Below are 20044 nucleotides of genomic sequence, written 5' to 3' on the forward strand. Positions count from 1 at the left end.
TTTATAAATCCTTTTTGATAAAAGTACGTGTTGCAAAAACCACAGGGATAATTACCCAAAGCATTAAAATAATTGCAGATAATATCATACCTGTATCGCTTCCAAAAAACTTGCGATACAATGCACCTGTATAACCCATTAATGCCGATAAATCCAATTTAAGCAATACTAAAATTCTTGCAAGATCAACAGGATTTAATGCGGTTAAAATTAAAATAGGTTGTTCCAATGGATAATCAGAAAAACTAAATACAATCCATAACAACAAGCCATCGTAAATCAACGCAAAGAAAAACCATAATAAAATTGACATACCAATTCCTCTGGATTTATCTCTTGCAATTACAGAAGTCAACACCGCAAAGCTGATGAAAACTAAAGTGAGTAATACGGCAGATAATACTAACATAATACCTGCTTCGGAAGGATAATACATCAACACCGGAATACCGATTCCAATAATTACAGCAGTACACATTGAAATAGATAAACTCAGAAACTGACTTATAATAATTGTTTTGCGCTTAATCGGCTGAGCCAATAACAACTCAGTAAATTCAGAGGAATTATACTGATGTATTGTAGAAAAAATAATACTCACCATCGGCAAAACAATCAGTACAATATTTAATAAACTCATTACACCTTTCACCGGATTTTCATCCAGATTAAAAAAGCTGACAGATACTAAAAACAAAAACACGGTGTAGGAAATTACTACCCGGTTACGAAAAATATCGTGGAGATTATATTTAATTATATTGATCATGGATGTCGCATTATTTCAGCTACTGCTTTATTCAAAGATTGTTCACCTGTTTCCAATTGTAATTCGGCAACAGTTTTATAAAATTTAATTTTTCCTTCCACTATAAATAAAATGTCTGTAGTAATTTCTTCCAGATCACTTAGTATATGCGAAGTAATCAGAATTAATTTACCGGCAGCTTTTTCTTTTAATATTTTGAGTTTTAAAATCTCTGCGGAAAGCGGATCTAAACCTGCGGTGGGTTCATCTAATATAAGCACCTGCGGATTAAACATAAATGCAAGACATGCACTTACTTTTTGTCGTGTACCACCAGATAGAGTGCGCATATATTTCATACGAATATCATGCATCTTAAAAGCATCATACAATTCATTATCAATTTCACCTTTATGTTGACGAATGTTTTGCAGCATTTCAAATACCTGACCTACCCGCATATTTTCAGGATAGCGACCTATCTGCGGCATATAACCTATTTCACTTCTATAATTAAAATCATGTGAAATATTTTTACCACCAAATAAAATTGTTCCGCTGTCGGGAATTACCATACCGAGCAAACATTTTATCATGGTTGTTTTCCCGGATGCATTTGGACCAATTAAAGAAACTGCCCTTCCCATTGTTAAATGCAAATTGATATCATCCAGCACATGCAGTTTACCAAATGATTTATGTAAGTGTTGAATTTCAATCATAACTGTACAGGTTTCATATAGGGAGTTTTGTCCACTAAATTTTCAGGAGTTAATCCGGGTAATATTTTTTCTGCTTTATCAATTAAGTATTGTGCAAAGCTGCGATATAACATGATAGCTTCCGGAATTTTATCTACAATAATTGCAAATAAACTTACCGGATGATAGGGCACATCACCCATTGCATCTCTATCCAAATCATAGCCTTCATATTTATCCCAGTAATTACCATTGAATGTATTTAATACTAAAGTACCATTGGTAGAAACATCAAATGAATTACTAATAAAATTATTTTTTCAAAGGCAACATCAGTACAATTGGCAGTAATCACCAAACCCCAGCCATTTTCTAAAATAGAATTTTGTTTTGCAAGAACCCGGTTGCTGCCTTCCATGTGAATGGCAACTGCATTATCATAAAATGTATTGCCTTCTATTTCGCTGTCGGTAATATCTTTTAATAATAAACCAAAGGATGAACTGCCTCTGTTTTTTTGAAATGTATTGTTGTGCATCTGCACTCCTTTGGAATACATTACCGCAACGCCTGCTCCATTTTCTGTAAACACATTTTTCAGATAAGCATCATCATTTGAAAACATAAAATGCAATCCGTAGCGGATATTTTTAAAACAATTATTTCCTGAAATTATACTGTTAGAAACAAATTCCAGGTAGATACCATCCCGAGTACCGGTAATCGTATTATTCTCAATTGTAATTGCATCACACTTCCATAAATGCACTCCGTTGCCGCTGGTATTTTCAGATTTGGGAATGCTTTTAATGGTATTATTTTTCACAATACTGCTATCTGATTTAGCAAGATAAATGCAGAAATAATTATCTGTTATTTTATTATTCAGCACTTGAATATGTTTTACTTGCGATAAACGAATTGCGGCATTTTCGTGCAAGTCAGAAGGTTTGGAATGTTGAATTACCCATCCATCAATTGTTACGGAATCGGATTCAATAATAAATCCTTCCCCTTTATAATCTATTTCTAATACAGGGTAATTTTTACCGATTATTACTAATGGTTTTTTAATTACCACATTAAATTCTTTATAAATACCCCCATCAATAATAAGAGTATCATAAGGTGAAGCAGCATCAATTTTTTGCTGTAAGATTCCAGATGTTTTTTCAGCGCTGGAATTATCGGATACTGTTTGGGCAGGTAATACGCATACCAAAACAATAATCATAAAGAAGATTGAAGAATATTTCATAGCAGGTGAATGCGGATATTAAATTCCCGTCTTATTTGTAACCTGATCCCAACTCATTAGTTCGCCACCTTTTTGTTGCAATACCACATGTAATGCAGTATCCGATTGGAAGGTTGCAATGTTGCCTGACATTGGAGATTTAAATTCAGGATTAAATAAAAATGAAGCAGTGTTATATTCAACAAATTCACCTGAATGAAAATCGGAAATATAGATGTGTCCAATATTATCTGAGCCTGAGAAATTTTCGTCTTTGTATTTCAAAAGACAAAACAGATCATCAAACTTATAAGTCTTGCCTTTGTTCGTTTGCAGTTCGCAACTAAACTTGGTATCCACAATGGTCATCTTACAAAATGCACATGGGTCTTCGCCGTATTCGATAGCCACGGGACCTGACTTAGTACAACTTTGCAGAAGCATTACAATTACAAAAAGGGAAGCGGTTGTCTTTAAAAAATTCATGATTAAGCCTTCTTTTTCTTTGGAAAATAAAAATATTCCAGCCCTACCATTACAAATAAAATTGCGGTGCTAATCATCAATGATACGCCACCAATATCAGGTTGGCTCCATGCATCAAAGTTCAGCAAACGCTTATGACCAAATAACGGCGGCTGGTAGGTCATGCCCGGAATTTTTATCGCTGCATTAGGGTCAAGATTATGCCCATAATCATAACACCATTGATAAAAATCGTATAGACCTAATGAACCAATAATCACAATGGCAATTGCCCAGGTGAGCATCATCCATCTGCGATTAATAATAAATGCCAGAATTCCTAAACCGACCATTGCATACAAAATGATATACATATAACCGAACTCAGGAAACATTTCTTCCTTAATATGTTGCATACCGATATAGTGGTTCAATCCATTAATTACATCCACATCACCGGTAAGTCTGTCTTTCCAAATTTGCAAGTACAATCCTTCCGGATATTGAGGCGCAAATAAATCAATACGCCAAATTGGGAAGAACAAGGTGGGAAGCATTCCTAAAGCACATACTAAAAGAACTATCCTTGTTACCCTGTTTAATTTTTCATTATTTCTTTGGTTTAAATGAGTTCCTGCGCTCATGGCAGGAACTCATTCTACATTCTAAAATCAAAGCATTATTTCTTTTCGTCGCTGGCGTTCAAAGAGAACGTTAACGGCACATTGCTACCTGCCGGAGATACACGAATGTATCCTTGCATTTCCTGGTGCAATGCAGAACAGAAGTCAGTACAATAGAAAGGGAATACTCCTACTTTTTGAGGCACCCATTTCAATGTTAAAGTTTCTCCCGGCATAATTAATAATTCGCTATTATTCATTCCAATTACAGCAAATCCGTGAGGTACATCCCAGTCTTGTTCAAGATTGGTAACATGGAAATAAACCACATCGCCCAATTTTACACCTTCAATATTATCAGGAGAGAAGTGTGAACGGATAGAAGTCATTTTTATATGTACTTCATTTCCATCTCTGGTAACTCCACTTTGTTTTTCGCCTTTAGCCGCATACGGATGTGTGTTCTCTTCTATTTTATAAATTTTCACTTGCTTATCCTTAATTAGGTCAGCTTTTAATGCTTGCGCATAATGCGGCTCACCGATAGTTGGAAAGTCAAGTAACAATTCCATTTTATCTCCATCAATTGAATACAATTGTGCAGACTGAGTTAACTCCGGCCCTGTTGGCAGATATCTGTCTTTAGTAATTTTATTTAATGCAACCACATACTTACCGTAAGGTTGTTTAGAATCACCACCCGGAACCATTAAGTGACCGATTGAATAATAAGTAGGAACACGGTCAACCACAGTTTGAGTAGCTACTTCCCATTTGGTTATTTCAGAAGAAACAAACATAGAAGTGTAAGCATAACCTTTGTCGTCAAACTCAGTATGTAATGGTCCTAATCCGCAATCTTTCACTTCACCAGCAAGTACTGATTCATATTTAAGAATAGGAATTCCACCAAATTCACCATCTGTTGCATTCGCAGCAATTGCATCCTGAATTTTTGAGAACCCATACACTGGAATCATAGCAGCAAGTTTACCACCAGCAGAAATATATTGTCCTGTTGGATCCACATCCACACCATGAGGTGATTTAGGACATGGCATATAATAAATCAGTCCTTTTAAATCTTCTGTAGTAAGCGTTGTTATTTCTTTAAATTGTTCTGAAACTGCATAGTGAGTTACATCATCCATATAATTATGGTATGTATTAATAGCGGTTTTTTTGCCTTTACCATTCTTCACTAATTCTTCTACTTTTTTCCAGTTGATAGCAAGAATAAAATCTTTGTCTTTCTGGCTGGCATTTACTTCTTTTAAAGTATGTGCCTGTTCACTGTTGTAACAAGTAAAGAACATCCATCCTGATGAAGGACCTTTACCGTGATGCGCAAGATCATAATCAAATGCAGGAACTTCTATTTGGAAAGCAGGACTCATTTTACTTTGAGTAGTGGAGGCACCATCTAAAGCAATAAATGTAATTACACCTTTAAAGTTTTCTTTATAAGAATTAATAGGCACATCTACATTTGTTCCATAAGGCATGGAGAAACGAGTAGCACTTACTAAATATTCAGTATTCTCAGTAATAAACGGAGAAGCATGGTTACCACCTGTATTAGGAATTTCAATTATTTCCTGAGTAGAAAATGTGGTTAAATCAATACGAGCTATCCTTGGTGTATTATTACCATTAATAAACAAGTAACGTCCATCAATAATACCATCTGTTTGGGAAAGCTGCGGGTGATGGGAATCATCCCATGGTTGAAATCCCCAAGAGGAGTTAAGCATTCCTTTTGACTCTTCGCTGTAACCATATCCTTTTTCAGGATCCACGCTGAAAACAGGAATCACTCGGAGCAAACGTCCTGAAGGCAATCCATATACACCCACCTGACCGCTGAATCCACCGGAGGCAAACATATATAATTCATCATACTGCCCGGGAGGTACATATACACGCTGTGCTGCATTTCCGGTTACCGCAGATTTTGCCCCTTTGGGCTTGCATCCTGTTGTAGATGCGAACATCACCGCTATAACAGCAATCCATGCTGCCACAGCAATACTTCTATAATTTTTCAATGTTAAAATTTATACTGGTTTAGTTATTATTTCTCGCCGTCGTTACTACGCATATATTCTAATACGTCTCTTGCATCGCCAATAGATACATTTTGATTTGGCATACGAGTTAAACACAATTGCAATAGTTTCTGTGCTTCCGGATCTTTTTCCAGCATCACATCCACATTTGTAATCATATTCATAATCCATTCAGGCTTACGCAGTTTTGTAAGACCTGCCCAACCCGGACCAACTAATCTTGTTGAGTCAAGGCGATGACATGCGGAACATTTCATATCATAAATTTCCATTCCACGTTTGATACGTGATTCGTCTAATGGATTTGTAAGTGTTACTGATTTCACTTCTCCAAATCCTCTTCCATCAGCAATCATTTGCTCTTCTTCTGTCATACCTCCCTTCTTATTTGCTGCTTTTTCAAGGCTGGCATTGTCTTCAGCTTTTGGTCCGCAACTCCAGATCAATCCGGCGAGTAGCGTGAATAAAATAAACGGTTGTAATCTCCTTTTCATAATAGAACTTTTTGGTTATAATCTTTGAGTGCGAAACTATCCATCATGCACCTGCTCGTTTATGATATAAGTCACTATTTTGGTTGAGTTTTATTTTAAAGGAAAAATTTTAAGTACCCTATTTCCTTTAAATTCCTAAATAAGAATTTAAATAACTATACTCGCAGCTAAAATGTATGGATACGTATCAAAGATACTGGATTGCTTTATATTTTTGGGTATTGCTTGCTGTTATCATACTTCCTTTGCTGATAAAAGTGCGTGCTCCTTATGGTCGTCATATACGCAGTGGCTGGGGTAAAATGATTGATAATCACTTAGGTTGGTTTTGGATGGAAGTACCTGCCTTGTTAGTGTTTCCACTGTTTGTATTTTATGGTCCTGCTGAAAAAAACTGGATAAGTTGGTTACTCGTTTTCCTATGGATGTTGCATTATATAAACCGCACTTTAATATTCCCTTTTCGATTGCGCACAGGCAAGAAAAAAATGCCGCTTATTATTTTAATAATGGGTGTTGTATTTAATGTTATCAATGGATTTTTCAATGGATATTATCTGGGATTTATAAATCAACCGCAAGCAGATGTTATTCAATGGCATACTGTGTTGGGAATTGTATTGTTTGCCGGCGGCATGGCAATCAATATCATTACTGATAATAAACTTATCCATCTGCGCAAAAATGGAAATGGCTATACAATCCCCGAAGGTTGGTTGTTTCAATACATCAGTTGCCCGAATCATTTAGGAGAAATTATTGAGTGGATTGGTTTTGCACTAATCGCATGGAATTTTCCTGCATTCAGTTTTGCATTGTGGTCTTTTACCAATTTATTACCACGCACATTAAATCATCATGCATGGTATAAAGAAACGTTTCCCGATTATCCCAAAGAACGCAAAGCAGTTATTCCTTTAATTTTATAAAATGAAAATAGGCATTACAGGTGCCAGCGGACATGTTGGTGCAAACCTTTGCAGAGCATTATTGCAAAAGGATATCAGTTGCGGATTTCCGTGCATATCATTTCAAAAAGTATTGAAACATTAGCTGTAGAAAAAGTCACAACTGATATTACAAATTATAATCAGGTAGAAATTTTTGTAAACGGATGTGATATCATTATTCATCTTGCAGCAAAAATTTCCATTGATGGCGATCCGAAAGGAATTGTTTCTGCTATTAATTTACAGGGAACACAAAATGTAATAGCAGCCTGTGAAAAATTTAAAATAAAAAAGCTCATTCATTTCAGCAGCATTCATGCATTTAATCCTTATCCTTTAATGGAAACATTAGATGAAAGCCGGGCTTATATTTCTGAAAAAGCAACTCCTTATGATTTGTCGAAAGTGATGGCAGAAAAAGAAATCTTACAAGCAAGAGAGCGAGGATTAAATGCAGTGATAATTTCACCCACTTCTATATTCGGTCCGCATGATTATTATCCTTCTTTATTGGGTAAGGCTATGTTGGATATTTATCATCGTCGTATTCCGGCACTAACACCCGGCGGTTATGATTTTGTGTTTGTGGAAGATTTGGTGAAAGGCGTAATTGCAGTTATGGAAAATGATTGTCTGGCAGAAAAATATATTTTCAACGGCAATTATATAACGATTAAAAATGTAGCGGAAACAATTGCACAGGTATGTAATAAAAAATTATTCTACCGCATTATTCCATTTGAAATAATACAGATTGCCTTACCTATAATTCAAATGCATTCTTACCTTACCAATAAGCCCGCATTATTCACCAAAGAATCTATGAATACATTGCGAATAAGTCCGCAGAAAATAAGTAGTGCTTTAGCTCAAAAAGAATTGGGTTATACCATTACCTCCTATCCGGAAGCAATTGCAAAAACATTTGATTGGTATGCTGCGGAAGGAATGCTCACCGATAAAAAATCAGATAGGTAACATAGGCAATATAGAGCAGGATAAAAATAATTCCGTGTGAGCGTACAATGCGATGATGCTTTTCTACAGACACAAGGAAAAATAAAATCACTGTTGCTGCAATACAAACGATGACATCCAAATTCACACCCGGCCCAACAGGTATTGGTTTGATTACAGAACTCAATCCAAGAATAAAGAAAATATTGAAAATATTACTACCTACCACATTCCCCACGGCGATATCACTTTTCTTTTTCATAGCAGCTACTACGGATGTTGCAAGTTCAGGAACCGAAGTGCCGGCAGCAACGATAGTTAATCCAATAACACGCTGCGACATACCAAGTGACTCGGCAATTCCGGTAGCACCATCCACCATAAATTTAGCACCTATAATTAGTCCGCAAAAACCGGTTAACAGCAGCACTAAAGTTTTCCATACCGGCAATATATTATAGCTTTCTATTTCATCGGGTGATGTACTTTTCGCAATGATAAATGTGTAGTACATAAAAATAATAAAGAAGGCAATAAGTATTAATCCATCGGTACGGTCTATTTCAGAAATACTATCATGATTTATTAAAATATCATTCACGCAAACAAACACAATGATTGCGGCAAGTAAACTAAGAGGTATCTCTTTAAATACAGTATTGCTATGAACGGTTAAAGGAAATATAATAGAGGCAACTCCCAATATCAACAGAATATTAAAAATATTACTACCTATAATATTACCGATTGCCATCTCTGAATTGCCACTTATGGATGCAAAAATATTTACTGCTAACTCCGGACTGGAAGTACCAAATGCCACCACTGTTAAACCGATAACCAAATCATTTACCTTCCATTTTTTGCGAGAGAAGATGCACCGTCCACCAACCAGTTAGAACCAAAAACTACAATAGCTAAACCGATTATTAAATACACGTAATCCATAAAGTATGCTTGAATAATTTCACCGCAAATGTAGTGAATAGGGAATGTGATTAATGTGGTTAATGTGCGAATTGATTAGCGGATGAGATGATTAGCCGATGGAATGATTAGCAGATTGGATGATTAGCAGATTAGCTGATGAAAAAAAATGTGCAAATGTGCAAATGTGTAAATGTGCGAATTGATTAGCCGATGGGATGATTGCAGATTAGCCATTAAAAAAAGGGCAGAAAAGGCGAAGGGGGAGAAAGAAAAAAAAAGGAGGGGGGAGGGGAGATGGGATGATTAGCAGATTAGCCTATTAAAAAAAATGTGCAAATGTGCAAATGTGAAAATGTGAAAATGTGCGAATTGATTAGCAGATGGGATGATTAACAGATTAGCCGATGAGGTTAATGTGCAAATGTGTAAATGTGCACGCCGATAGTTATCGTGGGAGCAGATGAGATGATTAGCAGATGAGTTGATTAGCAGATTAGCTAATAGGAATGTGCAAATTTGAGAATATGATTAATGTGAGAATGTGTTGAATGTGCAAATGGAATGCTTTGCAAATAAACCCGAAGGGTTGTCATTATTGTAACTAACTACACGAACAAAAAAAAACTAAACCCCGAAGGGGTGACATTATAAATTGACAATGGACGATTGACAGTTGACAATAAAAAAAACTTAGACCATTAACTTTTGACTTTGACAAAAAAAAATTCGGGTTCCGAGTTTCAATTGCTAAACGCTAATAGCCTTTTAAAAATCAGACGAACGATAATTTTTAAACCCGAAACTAGTAACTTATAAACTCCCAAACTTTTCTTCAAACAATTTTTCCAATCCATACATCTCATCACGATATCTTGCTGCCATTAAAAACTCCATGTCTTTAGCTGCCGCAATCATTTTCTTTTTGGTATCGGCAATTGCTTTTTGTAATTGTGGTTTGGTCATATAACTCAACACCGGATCAGCAACCAGGGATGCATTTTCAGGTTCTACATACGCTATTTGTTCGTCGCCTTTTATTCTTAAAACAGATGCTTGTTTAAATATTTCTTCTGTGGATTTAATTACGGTTTGCGGAGTGATGCCATGCTTCTGATTGTATTCAATTTGTTTTGCTCTGCGTCTGTTTGTTTCATCAATAGTGCGCTGCATACTTCCTGTAATTTTATCCGCATACATAATAACTTTTCCATTCACATTTCTTGCAGCTCGTCCTGATGTTTGTGTTAATGATCTTGTATTGCGCAAAAATCCTTCTTTATCTGCATCCATTATTGCCACCAAGCTTACTTCAGGTAAATCCAATCCTTCACGCAATAAGTTTACACCCACCACTACATCTAATTTTCCAAGACGCAAATCACGCAAAATTTCAACACGTTCCAAAGTATCTACTTCACTGTGAATGTATCTGCAACTCACCTGCATTTTTAATAAATATTTACTTAACTCTTCTGCCATACGTTTAGTAAGCGTGGTAACTAAAACACGTTCATTCGCTTTAATACGTTCATCAATTTCTTCTAATAAATCATCAATCTGATTTAATGTTGGTCGCACTTCAATTGGCGGATCTAATAAACCTGTAGGCCGCACTACTTGCTCTACAATTACACCACCTGATTGTTTTAATTCAAAATCACCGGGCGTTGCACTTACATAAATTGCCTGACCAATCACACCCATAAATTCATCAAAATTTAAAGGTCTGTTATCCATTGCAGAAGGCAGTCGAAATCCGTATTCCACCAAATTTGTTTTGCGTGAACGATCACCACCATACATAGCACCAACCTGCGGAACACTCACATGACTTTCATCTATCACCAATAAAAAATCATCCGGAAAAAAATCGAGTAAGCAAAAAGGTCGTGAACCGGGTTTGCGTCTGTCGAAGAAACGAGAATAATTTTCAATGCCATTACAGTAACCTAATTCCTTAATCATTTCGATATCAAAATTCACACGATCTTTTAATCGTTTTGCTTCAATATATTTTCCACTGCGTTCGAAGTATGCCACTTGCTCATCCAATTCTTCATGAATCTCATGCAGTATTTGCGGAAAAATTTCTTTAGGTGCAATATATAGATTGGCAGGAAAAATGGCGATATGTTCTGCTGTTTCAATACGCTTATTTGTATCCGGATTTATCACTTCCATTTCTTCCACTTCATCACCAAAAAAAGTAATGCGATATGTATAATCTGCATACGCAGGATATACCTCTACTACATCGCCATTTACACGAAAAGTACCACGACGAAAATCTGCAACAGTGCGGGCATATAAAGAAGAAACCAGTGCATGTAAAAACACATTGCGACTAATGATATCTCCCTTGGTTAAGCGGATAATACTTTCTTTAAACTCAGCCGGATTACCGATTCCATAAATACAAGAAACTGTAGCAACCACAATCACATCTCTTCTTCCACTTTGTAAACTGGATGAAGTTTTTAATCGCAATTTTTCTACTTCTTCATTTATAGATAAATCTTTTTCGATGTATGTATCCGTATGTGCAATGTATGCTTCGGGTTGATAATAATCGTAGTAACTCACAAAATACTCCACCGCATTATCCGGAAAAAATTGTTTGAATTCACCATACAATTGCGCCACCAAAGTTTTGTTATGACTAAGCACTAAAGTTGGTCGTTGAATCTGTTGAATAACATTTGCAATCGTAAATGTTTTACCACTACCTGTAACACCTAATAATACTTGCGCATGTTCACCCTCCTTCACTCCTTCTACCAATTGACGAATTGCATCAGGTTGATCTCCTGTCGGAACATATTGCGATGTAAGTTTAAAATCCATAGAAACAAAACTACAACTTTGACAAAAGGAAAATAGTTTAATACATTGTTGCAAAAAATAACTTTTAAATTTGCAAAAAAATACAGAGTATGAGAATTAAAGATATTGTATCCATCGGCGGCATGGCAGGTTTATATAAAATTGATGGACAAAAACCAAGCGGATTAATAGTTACCTCATTAACAGAAGGCTGGACAAAATTTGTTTCTAATCGTCAGCACATGTTTTCTCCATTAGAAAATATTTCCATTTATACAGATACAGATAATGTTGAACTTGCGGATGTATTGCTGGAAGTAAATAATAAAAAAGAAACAAATCCACCGGCAGATACAAAAGCAGATAATGCTGTGATACGGGAATGGTTTACGCAAATAGTACCTAACCACGATCAGGAAAAAGTGTATATCAGCGATATTAAAAAATTGATTAAATGGTTTGATATTCTTGATGAGCACGGTGTAATTGCAGGCGAGATTGCAGCACGAAAAGAAGAAGCAGAAAATTCAGAATCAGTTGATGAAAACAATAAAGAAGAAAGTGTTGAAGAATCAACAGAAGAAGAAAAGTCTGATAAGTAACAGTTAGAGTTTTACAAATTTTCCTGTAAAGATTTTATTTCCATCACTACATTGCAATACATAAATTCCGGCAGGTAAATTACTTACCTCCGCAGTTGCAATATTTTCATTTGTTATATACTGTTCCATTACTTTATTTCCTTGCAGATTAAAAACAGATAATGTAATCGCATGGCTGAATGCAGTTAATTGTAATTGCAAAACATCCTGCACCGGATTATTTAAAATCACTATTGTATTCACCACAAATTGCTCAACAGATAATGGAATATTGGTGGAATCTTCCAACACAGTTATAGCATCAATATAAATAGAATCTCCTGTTGCTTCATCATCATTATTTGCAGCATTCACTGCTACATAAAAAGTTACATCCCCTTCAGATGCTACCGGAGTCCATTCGAATGACCATGATTTAGAATCCACACCACTATTTCCAGGAAGGGTATGTGTAATATATTTTTTAAAGCCTACAAACTTAGTTTGCAATTCATCCGTGCGAATCATCTCTCCCATTTTATCACCTTCCAGATTTTGTGGTGATGCCTGAAAACCAAATCGCACGCCACCCGGATTATTTACGGTAACAGTAATTGTATAAGTTTCTGAAGAGAGATAACCGGATTCGGGAATATTAGAAACAACTAATCCATCCATTGGTTTTGCAGTGCCCACATGACAATCCGTTTGCGCACAAGTGGCGTTATCGCCAGGTGAACCTGTGCTTCCTGAGGGCGCACCATCCGGTTTACCTTCAATTTTAAAACCACTGATAATTAAAATTGTAAAACCAAGTATTGCAATACATGAATAAATAAATTTGTTGGACATTTTTTTTTGAGTTTGAATATGCATCGAAAAGGTGCAACAATTTTTATTGGTATAAAAATAATTGAGGGAATCTTACAAAGTGTTTACTATTTATTTTTCTCCCATTCTAAAATCTGTGCAGCGGCTTCTTTCGATTTTACTTTATGAATGATATGTGCAATCTTACCTTCTTCATCAATTATAAAAGTGAGCCGATGAATACTTTGAATTGTTTTTCCCATAAATAATTTATCGCCAAACACACCATATTTATTTGCGATTTTTAAATCAGGATCATTGATTAGTCGGAAAGGTAAATCATGTTTTTCTGCAAATTTTTTTTTGTTCTTTACAGTGCCTTTTGAAATACCAATGAGAATATATCCTGCTTTTTTTAATTGGGAAAAATTATCACGCAGATTACACACTTCAACTGTACAAGTTGGTGTAAGATCTCCCGGGTAAAAAAATAAAACTACTTTTTTACCAAGCGTACTTTTTAAATCAAATTTATTTTCATCCTGATCCAATCCACTAAATGCAGGTGCTTTCTTTCCTACTTTTAAATGTGTGATAGATTCCCGTTTCATCTTAAAAATTTGGTCGCAATTGCGAGGTTGTATAAAACTGTGTTATATGAGTTACGGCTTCTTCAATATCATCGGTTATAAAAAATAAATCCATGTCTTCAGGACTAATATTCGCTTCGTTATTCAACATCATTTTTTCAATCCATTCCAACAATCCATTCCAATATTCTTTTCCTATCAATACCACCGGCACTCGTTCGATTTTATGTGTTTGAATTAACGTAAGTGCTTCAAACAATTCATCCAACGTACCAAAACCACCGGGCATAAAAACAAATGCCTGCGCATATTTCACCAACATTACTTTCCTTACAAAAAAATAATTGAAATTGAAGAGTTTATCCTGATCAATATATGCATTATGCGATTGTTCAAAAGGCAATTCAATATTTAATCCCACTGATTTACCGTCTTCACTTTGCGCACCTTTATTACTTGCTTCCATAATTCCCGGACCGCCGCCAGTTATTATACCAAACCCTTCCTGCACTAATCTTCCGGCAAGTTTTTCTGCCGTCTTATAATACGGATTATCAGGATTTGTACGAGCAGAACCATATATAGAAATACACGGACCAATTTTATCCATGCGATCAAATCCTTCAACAAATTCAGCCATAATTTTAAACATGCGCCAAGAAGATTGTGCACTGAATTCTGTCCAGTCCTTTGCTTTGTATATTTTTTTACGTCTGTATTTTTCGCTCATGATAAGTAGATTTATTTATTGAAAGTAAATACAATAAAACAAATGTGATGATGCCGTTCATCAACAACAGTTCATAACCAAATTTATAACCATTCAACCATTCTACAGAATGTGCATTCAGGAAATAACTAAGCACCGGTGGAAGCAAACAAGCGAATGGAACCCAGCGATCTCTTACATTGCGTTTGGTGAGAATACCAAATGCAAATAATCCCAACAGCGGACCATAAGTATATCCTGCAACTGTAAATACTGCATTGATAACTGTATCATTATTGATGCGCTGAAAAACAATAATTACCGCCAACAATAAAATGGCAAATGCAATATGAATAATATGTCGGGTTGTTCTATTAGATTTCGATTCATGTTCTGCTTCAGTACTCTTACCGAGTATATCAATATAAAAAGAAGTAGTGAGTGTGGTAAGCACTGAATCAGCACTTGAAAATGTTGCGGCTGTAATTCCCAATACAAACACTATTGCTGCAAACATACCGAGATGTTCTAATGCTAATAATGGAAATAATTGATCAGTGTGTTCGGGTATTGCTATCTGTTGTGCTTTTGCATATTCAAATAATAATGCACCAAGAGCAACAAAAAATAAATTCACAAATACCAATACCACACTAAACCATCTGATGTTTTTTTGTGCTTCGGGTAATGTGCGGATACTTAAATTTTTCTGCATCATGTTTTGATCTAAACCCGTCATAACAATTGCTATTAATGCACCGCTGAAAAATTGTTTAAAGAAGAAATTCTTTTCGTGCCAGTCCCAGAAAAAGATGCGGGCATATTCACTGTTGCGTACCGTAGTAACTATTCCTGTGAAATTTAAATCCATTGCATTTGAAATGGCAACGATAGAAAAAATTACACCTAACAATAAAAACGAAGACTGCATAGTATCTGTCCACACCAATGTTTTAATTCCTCCTTTATAAGTGTAAAGTAAAATGAGTATGATGATAATGGTAACAGTAACTGCAAATGAAACACCCCATGCATCGAAAATAAATAATTGCAAAACCATTGCGGAAATATATAAACGAAATGCAGCACCAATTAATCGTGAAAGAATAAAATAAAACGATCCTGTTTTCTGTGATGCTAAACCTAATCGTTCACCGAGATAAGTATAAATAGAAGTAAGATTCATGCGGTAATACAAAGGCAATAATACTTGTGCAATTACTACATAACCCAACACATATCCAAACACAATTTGCATGTAGGAAAACTGTGTTGCCTCCACCGCACCGGGAACAGAAACAAATGTAACCCCGGAAAGTGAATCACCAATTAATCCAAAAGCAACGGCATACCACGGTGATACACGATTGCCAATAAAGTATGCGGTTTGATCTGCTTTGCGGGAGGTGTACCAGGAAATGGTAAACAGAAATAAAAAATAAACAATGATGATGATTAAAATAACTGTTGCCGACATGTGCTATAATGAATGCGAAAAATAGAATAATTATTTTCTTTGAAATAATTGGTTTTACACATTCACTTGCAGATGCAGATATTTCAAGACAAATATTTTCCTTCTATCGGCATGCGTCTGCCCATACCAAATGCTTTTGGAGAAACTCGTAATACAGGTGCAAACTGATAGCGTTTCCATTCGCTGCTGTTCACCATTTTTAAAGTGCGTTTTACAATGCTTGCATCAAAACCCATTGCAATAATATCATCCGGGCTTTTACTTTTTTCTATGTATTGAAATAAAATATTATCCAACACTTCATAGGGTGGCAATGTATCCTGATCTGTTTGATCGTGCTTTAATTCTGCACTCGGTGCTTTATGAATAATGTTGAAAGGAATAATTTCTTTAGTGCGATTAATATAGTTTGCAATTGCATACACTTCTGTTTTATATACATCTGCCAACACTGCAAGTCCGCCACACAAGTCACCATATAATGTTCCGTAACCCACCGCAGCTTCACTTTTATTTGTTGTGTTTAATAAAATATAACCATGCTTATTACTTAACGCCATCAGTATCATTCCACGAATTCTTGCTTGTAAATTTTCTTCTGTTACATCAAAGGGTTTTCCTAAAAAGGATGGAGTAAGTTCTTTTAAAAATGTATCGTACATGTTTTGAATAGGAATTATTTCATACGCTATTTTTAAATTCTTGGCTAATTGCAACGCATCATCCACACTGTGTTTTGATGAATAGGGTGAAGGCATTAATACTCCCTTTACATTTTCATTCCCCAATGCTTCGGCAGCAATAACTGCAACCAAGGCAGAATCCATTCCGCCGGATAAACCAAAAATTGCTTTATTGAAATTCAGCTTTTCAAAGTAATTCCGCACACCAGTAACCAATGCTTCATAGATCATTGGAATTTTTTCTTTCGTTTGCAAATTTTCTTTTAAATCAATTCCACTTGCAATTACTTTTTCCAAATCAAATACCTGCATCGCCTCTTTAAAAAAAATCATTTCCGAAAACACTTTTCCCTGCACATTCATAACCACACTTCCTCCATCAAATATTAAATCCGTTTGAGCTCCACTATGATTTACATAAAACAACGGCACTTTATATCGCTGCACATTTTCCCGCAACACATCTAATCTTCCCTGCGCATGTAAATAATCAAATGGTGATGCAGAAATATTTATCATTACATCCGGTTTCTCATGCGTTAATATATCCATCGGACAACTGCGATACATCGGATTTTCATTTCCTACATTCCACAAATCTTCACATATGGTAAGCGCAATTTTTTTCCCTTGAAATGTTATACAATGAAATTCTGTATTTGGCTCAAAATGACGATACTCATCAAAAATATCATACGTTGGCAACAGTGCTTTATGAATTACATCCTGCACTTTATTTTGATATATAAAAAAAGCAGAATTAAATAAATCTTTTCCTTCAATTTGTGGATTTCGTGAAGGACTGCCAACGATAACCGCAATATTTTCCGTTAATGATTTTATCTGTTCAATCACTGCATAACACTTATCAATAAAATCATCAAAGTCTAAAAAATCTCTTGGCGGATAACCACAAACTGCCAGTTCAGGAAATACAATGATGTCTGCTCCTTGCTGTTCTGCTGTTGTAATATTTTCAGCAATTTTCGAAAAATTAAAATCGAAATTACCGATATGTGTATTGATTTGTGCTAATGCTATTTTCATAAAAAAAAACCGTACAATTATAATATTGTACGGTTCAAAGTTAAATTGAAAGCAATGATTAATTAAAATAAAACACCAAGGCGTACACCAAATTGCTTTAACTGAATATTTTCACTTGTCATACTATTCTCAAATACATTTACAAAACCATTCTGAAAAAATACACCTGCTGTCAACACCGTAGTTTCAGTCATTGAATATTCTGCACCAAGTCCAAGAGTAAGACTGAGGTTAAACAAATTCCATTTATCTCCTGTCAGAGTTTCATCTTTTAAATTATAATCAGTATATAAATCATTCCCATTGGCATCCTCCTGATCCAAACGAGCTTTAATATTAATACCTGGTGTTAGTCCAAATTGACCATAATAGCGCATATAATTTACTTCATTGGTACGTAGCTTAATTGCAAGAGGAATTTCAATATAGCCACTTCGAATTGTTGAGTAAATTACATTTAACGAATCTTCCTTTTTTAGAAACCCCCCTGCTGAATTAATAATTAAACCTGATGAAAACACATAGTTATCACCCGGGCCTAAATTTCCTTCAAACAATAATCCATATTGAAATCCTATTTTTACGCCATCACTTTTAAGGTCATCACCACTAATGCCAAACCATGAAATAAGCGGTGAAGCAGTAAGTCCAAAACGGAAATTTTGTGCAGTAACAGAATACCCTGTGAGTAAACTGATAAAAAGTATTACAACAATTTTTTTCATAGTATATAGTTTTACCGGATTATTATGTCAAATTATAGCCACAAACTTAAAGTATTTTTATCTATTGCCGCAAGTGCAATTTGCATTTTAATATATTCTTCATGTGGCAATAAAAACAAAATAAAAACACCTGATGTTTCGAATATTCCTGTTGATGTTCATTTCATTCGTTTTGATCAGTCTTTAATGCAGGCTAATGGTAGAAATTATGTTGAAGTAATAGATTCTCTAAAAGAATTATATCCTGAATTTTTTACCTTATATACCAATAATGTATTAAATATTCCTTTGAAAGACAGCAGTTATAATATTTATGACACGTTGTACAGTTATATGATTTCTGATAAATACATGTTGCGCTTATATGATAGTGTGCAGCATATATATTCAAATATGAGTGATGTGGAAGCGGATGTGGCTAAAGCATTTCAATATTATAAATATTATTTCCCCGACAGTACATTACCACAGGTGTTTACATATATCGCTCCCTTTGTTTATCAGGTAGTATTGGGTGATGATGTGATTGGTGTGGAACTCAATATGTTTCTGGGTAAAAACTTTTCTTATTACAGTTCCTTCGCTGCCAACTTACCCAAGTATTTATTATATCGTTTCAGAAAAGAAAATATTCCTGTAAGTATTATGCTTATGCTTGCCGATGGTAGTGTTACTTCTTTAGGTGCTAATGCTTCTTTATTAGATGATATGTTGTATGAAGGAAAGCAGATGTATTATCTGGATTTAGTATTACCAAAAGTTGCCGACAGTGTAAAAATTGGTTTCAATAAATCACAAATAGAATGGTGCGAAAACAATGAAGCAGATATATGGAAATTTTTTGCAGGTGAAGAATTATTATTTTCAAAACGCATGCAGGATAAACAACAATATATTGGGGAAGCACCCACCACGAAAGGTATGCCGGAGGAATCACCGGGACGTGTTGCAATTTGGATGGGCTGGCAAATCATTAGAAAATATATGCACAACAATCCGAATATAACTATTCAACAATTATTTGCCGATACAGCGAGTTATGAAATTTTGCGGAAGAGCAATTATAGCCCGGGAAATTGAATGGTGAATGGTGAATGGTGAATGGTGAAAAATAATTTGCAATAAGCAATAAGCAATAAGCAAAAGGCAATTATAAATTATAAATGGTGAATGAAAGATCAGTGATGGTTTTTTTTAAACATGAAACTCGAAACCCGAAACTTTTTAGTCAATGTCAAAAGTCAATGTCCTCAGCTTTTTCATTGTCAACTGTCAATTGTCAATTTAAAAGGTGAATGGTGAAAAATAATTTGCAATAAGCAATAAGCAATAAGCAAAAGGCAATTATAAATTATAAATGGTGAATGAAAGATCAGTGATGTTTTTTTTTAAACATGAAACTCGAAACCCGAAACTTTTTAGTCA

19 protein-coding genes and 1 pseudogene are annotated in these 20044 nt (G+C 35.1%); 4 read left to right on the forward strand and 16 right to left on the reverse strand.

Going from position 1 to position 20044, the window contains the following annotated elements; all coding sequences use genetic code 11:
- Window position 1: 1 nt before the first annotated feature.
- The 8 genes from IPN31_05085 to IPN31_05120 form a co-directional block, all read right to left on the reverse strand.
- The gene (locus IPN31_05085) at window positions 2-769 is read right to left on the reverse strand and encodes an ABC transporter permease subunit (protein ID MBK8681277.1); all 768 of its coding nucleotides are present in this window, start codon (window positions 767-769) and stop codon (window positions 2-4) included.
- Window positions 766-1470: an ABC transporter ATP-binding protein gene (locus IPN31_05090; protein ID MBK8681278.1), complete on the reverse strand. Its 705-nt coding sequence runs from the start codon at window positions 1468-1470 to the stop codon at window positions 766-768. The genes IPN31_05085 and IPN31_05090 overlap by 4 nt, the downstream gene beginning before the upstream one ends.
- Complete coding sequence (locus IPN31_05095; protein ID MBK8681279.1) at window positions 1467-1757, reverse strand: hypothetical protein; 291 nt, start codon at window positions 1755-1757, stop codon at window positions 1467-1469. The genes IPN31_05090 and IPN31_05095 overlap by 4 nt, the downstream gene beginning before the upstream one ends.
- Complete coding sequence (locus IPN31_05100; GenBank protein MBK8681280.1) at window positions 1718-2707, reverse strand: right-handed parallel beta-helix repeat-containing protein; 990 nt, start codon at window positions 2705-2707, stop codon at window positions 1718-1720. The genes IPN31_05095 and IPN31_05100 overlap by 40 nt, the downstream gene beginning before the upstream one ends.
- Before the next feature lie 18 nt (window positions 2708-2725).
- Window positions 2726-3172 carry a nitrous oxide reductase accessory protein NosL gene (locus tag IPN31_05105; protein ID MBK8681281.1) on the reverse strand — a complete coding sequence of 149 codons (447 nt, stop codon included), beginning with the start codon at window positions 3170-3172 and terminating at the stop codon, window positions 2726-2728.
- Window positions 3173-3174: 2 nt separating this feature from the next.
- Window positions 3175-3795: a hypothetical protein gene (locus IPN31_05110; GenBank protein MBK8681282.1), complete on the reverse strand. Its 621-nt coding sequence runs from the start codon at window positions 3793-3795 to the stop codon at window positions 3175-3177.
- A 35-nt stretch (window positions 3796-3830) separates the two neighbouring features.
- Window positions 3831-5768 carry a Sec-dependent nitrous-oxide reductase gene (gene nosZ, locus IPN31_05115; GenBank protein ID MBK8681283.1) on the reverse strand — a complete coding sequence of 646 codons (1938 nt, stop codon included), beginning with the start codon at window positions 5766-5768 and terminating at the stop codon, window positions 3831-3833.
- Between the two features lie 80 nt (window positions 5769-5848).
- Window positions 5849-6337, reverse strand: coding sequence for a c-type cytochrome (locus IPN31_05120; GenBank protein ID MBK8681284.1), 489 nt, complete (start codon window positions 6335-6337; stop codon window positions 5849-5851).
- Window positions 6338-6513: 176 nt separating this feature from the next.
- On the opposite strand from IPN31_05120, the gene IPN31_05125 reads away from it, so the two are divergent.
- Window positions 6514-7266: a DUF1295 domain-containing protein gene (locus IPN31_05125; protein MBK8681285.1), complete on the forward strand. Its 753-nt coding sequence runs from the start codon at window positions 6514-6516 to the stop codon at window positions 7264-7266.
- A gap of 48 nt (window positions 7267-7314) precedes the next feature.
- Window positions 7315-8265 (forward strand): NAD-dependent epimerase/dehydratase family protein, encoded by a 951-nt coding sequence (locus IPN31_05130; protein ID MBK8681286.1) that lies wholly within the window; start codon window positions 7315-7317, stop codon window positions 8263-8265.
- Here the strand turns inward: IPN31_05130 and IPN31_05135 are convergent.
- Both IPN31_05135 and uvrB read right to left on the reverse strand, forming a co-directional pair.
- Window positions 8240-9192: pseudogene (locus tag IPN31_05135) on the reverse strand (calcium/sodium antiporter). The gene IPN31_05130 and the pseudogene IPN31_05135 overlap by 26 nt on opposite strands.
- A gap of 792 nt (window positions 9193-9984) precedes the next feature.
- Window positions 9985-12018 carry an excinuclease ABC subunit UvrB gene (gene uvrB, locus IPN31_05140; GenBank protein MBK8681287.1) on the reverse strand — a complete coding sequence of 678 codons (2034 nt, stop codon included), beginning with the start codon at window positions 12016-12018 and terminating at the stop codon, window positions 9985-9987.
- Window positions 12019-12107: 89 nt separating this feature from the next.
- Here uvrB and IPN31_05145 point away from each other — a divergent pair, with 89 nt between their 5' ends.
- Entirely contained in the window at window positions 12108-12599 is a 492-nt protein-coding gene (locus tag IPN31_05145) for a DUF5606 domain-containing protein (GenBank protein ID MBK8681288.1), read from the forward strand.
- Between the two features lie 3 nt (window positions 12600-12602).
- Here the strand turns inward: IPN31_05145 and IPN31_05150 are convergent, their stop codons facing one another.
- The 6 genes from IPN31_05150 to IPN31_05175 all read right to left on the reverse strand — a co-directional run bounded on the left by IPN31_05150 (window position 12603) and on the right by IPN31_05175 (window position 18619).
- A complete protein-coding gene (locus IPN31_05150) occupies window positions 12603-13430 on the reverse strand; it encodes a T9SS type A sorting domain-containing protein (protein MBK8681289.1) in 828 nt (275 codons plus the stop codon).
- Window positions 13431-13516: 86 nt separating this feature from the next.
- Complete coding sequence (bcp, locus tag IPN31_05155; GenBank protein ID MBK8681290.1) at window positions 13517-13984, reverse strand: thioredoxin-dependent thiol peroxidase; 468 nt, start codon at window positions 13982-13984, stop codon at window positions 13517-13519.
- A 16-nt stretch (window positions 13985-14000) separates the two neighbouring features.
- A complete protein-coding gene (locus IPN31_05160; protein ID MBK8681291.1) occupies window positions 14001-14708 on the reverse strand; it encodes a TIGR00730 family Rossman fold protein in 708 nt (235 codons plus the stop codon).
- On the reverse strand, window positions 14686-16164 hold the full coding sequence (locus tag IPN31_05165) for a sodium:solute symporter (protein ID MBK8681292.1): 1479 nt from the start codon (window positions 16162-16164) through the stop codon (window positions 14686-14688). The genes IPN31_05160 and IPN31_05165 overlap by 23 nt, the downstream gene beginning before the upstream one ends.
- An 83-nt stretch (window positions 16165-16247) precedes the next feature.
- On the reverse strand, window positions 16248-17894 hold the full coding sequence (locus IPN31_05170) for an NAD+ synthase (protein MBK8681293.1): 1647 nt from the start codon (window positions 17892-17894) through the stop codon (window positions 16248-16250).
- A gap of 62 nt (window positions 17895-17956) precedes the next feature.
- Window positions 17957-18619: a PorT family protein gene (locus tag IPN31_05175; GenBank protein ID MBK8681294.1), complete on the reverse strand. Its 663-nt coding sequence runs from the start codon at window positions 18617-18619 to the stop codon at window positions 17957-17959.
- Window positions 18620-18643: 24 nt separating this feature from the next.
- On the opposite strand from IPN31_05175, the gene IPN31_05180 reads away from it, so the two are divergent.
- The gene (locus IPN31_05180) at window positions 18644-19699 is read left to right on the forward strand and encodes a hypothetical protein (GenBank protein MBK8681295.1); all 1056 of its coding nucleotides are present in this window, start codon (window positions 18644-18646) and stop codon (window positions 19697-19699) included.
- The last annotated feature ends 345 nt before the right edge of the window (window positions 19700-20044 follow it).

This window comes from Bacteroidota bacterium, from assembly GCA_016715425.1.
GTDB lineage: Bacteria > Bacteroidota > Bacteroidia > Chitinophagales > BACL12 > JADKAC01.

Bases quoted from the DNA above. Each gene is read 5' to 3' on its own strand.
- IPN31_05085 (MBK8681277.1), bottom strand. From the start codon at position 769: ATGATCAATATAATTAAATATAATCTCCACGATATTTTTCGTAACCGG.
- IPN31_05090 (MBK8681278.1), bottom strand. From the start codon at position 1,470: ATGATTGAAATTCAACACTTACATAAATCATTTGGTAAACTGCATGTG.
- IPN31_05100 (MBK8681280.1), bottom strand. From the start codon at position 2,707: ATGAAATATTCTTCAATCTTCTTTATGATTATTGTTTTGGTATGCGTA.
- IPN31_05105 (MBK8681281.1), bottom strand. From the start codon at position 3,172: ATGAATTTTTTAAAGACAACCGCTTCCCTTTTTGTAATTGTAATGCTT.
- IPN31_05110 (MBK8681282.1), bottom strand. From the start codon at position 3,795: ATGAGCGCAGGAACTCATTTAAACCAAAGAAATAATGAAAAATTAAAC.
- nosZ (MBK8681283.1), bottom strand. From the start codon at position 5,768: ATGTTCGCATCTACAACAGGATGCAAGCCCAAAGGGGCAAAATCTGCG.
- IPN31_05120 (MBK8681284.1), bottom strand. From the start codon at position 6,337: ATGAAAAGGAGATTACAACCGTTTATTTTATTCACGCTACTCGCCGGA.
- IPN31_05125 (MBK8681285.1), top strand. From the start codon at position 6,514: ATGGATACGTATCAAAGATACTGGATTGCTTTATATTTTTGGGTATTG.
- uvrB (MBK8681287.1), bottom strand. From the start codon at position 12,018: ATGGATTTTAAACTTACATCGCAATATGTTCCGACAGGAGATCAACCT.
- IPN31_05145 (MBK8681288.1), top strand. From the start codon at position 12,108: ATGAGAATTAAAGATATTGTATCCATCGGCGGCATGGCAGGTTTATAT.
- IPN31_05150 (MBK8681289.1), bottom strand. From the start codon at position 13,430: ATGTCCAACAAATTTATTTATTCATGTATTGCAATACTTGGTTTTACA.
- IPN31_05160 (MBK8681291.1), bottom strand. From the start codon at position 14,708: ATGAGCGAAAAATACAGACGTAAAAAAATATACAAAGCAAAGGACTGG.
- IPN31_05165 (MBK8681292.1), bottom strand. From the start codon at position 16,164: ATGTCGGCAACAGTTATTTTAATCATCATCATTGTTTATTTTTTATTT.
- IPN31_05170 (MBK8681293.1), bottom strand. From the start codon at position 17,894: ATGAAAATAGCATTAGCACAAATCAATACACATATCGGTAATTTCGAT.
- IPN31_05175 (MBK8681294.1), bottom strand. From the start codon at position 18,619: ATGAAAAAAATTGTTGTAATACTTTTTATCAGTTTACTCACAGGGTAT.
- IPN31_05180 (MBK8681295.1), top strand. From the start codon at position 18,644: ATGTCAAATTATAGCCACAAACTTAAAGTATTTTTATCTATTGCCGCA.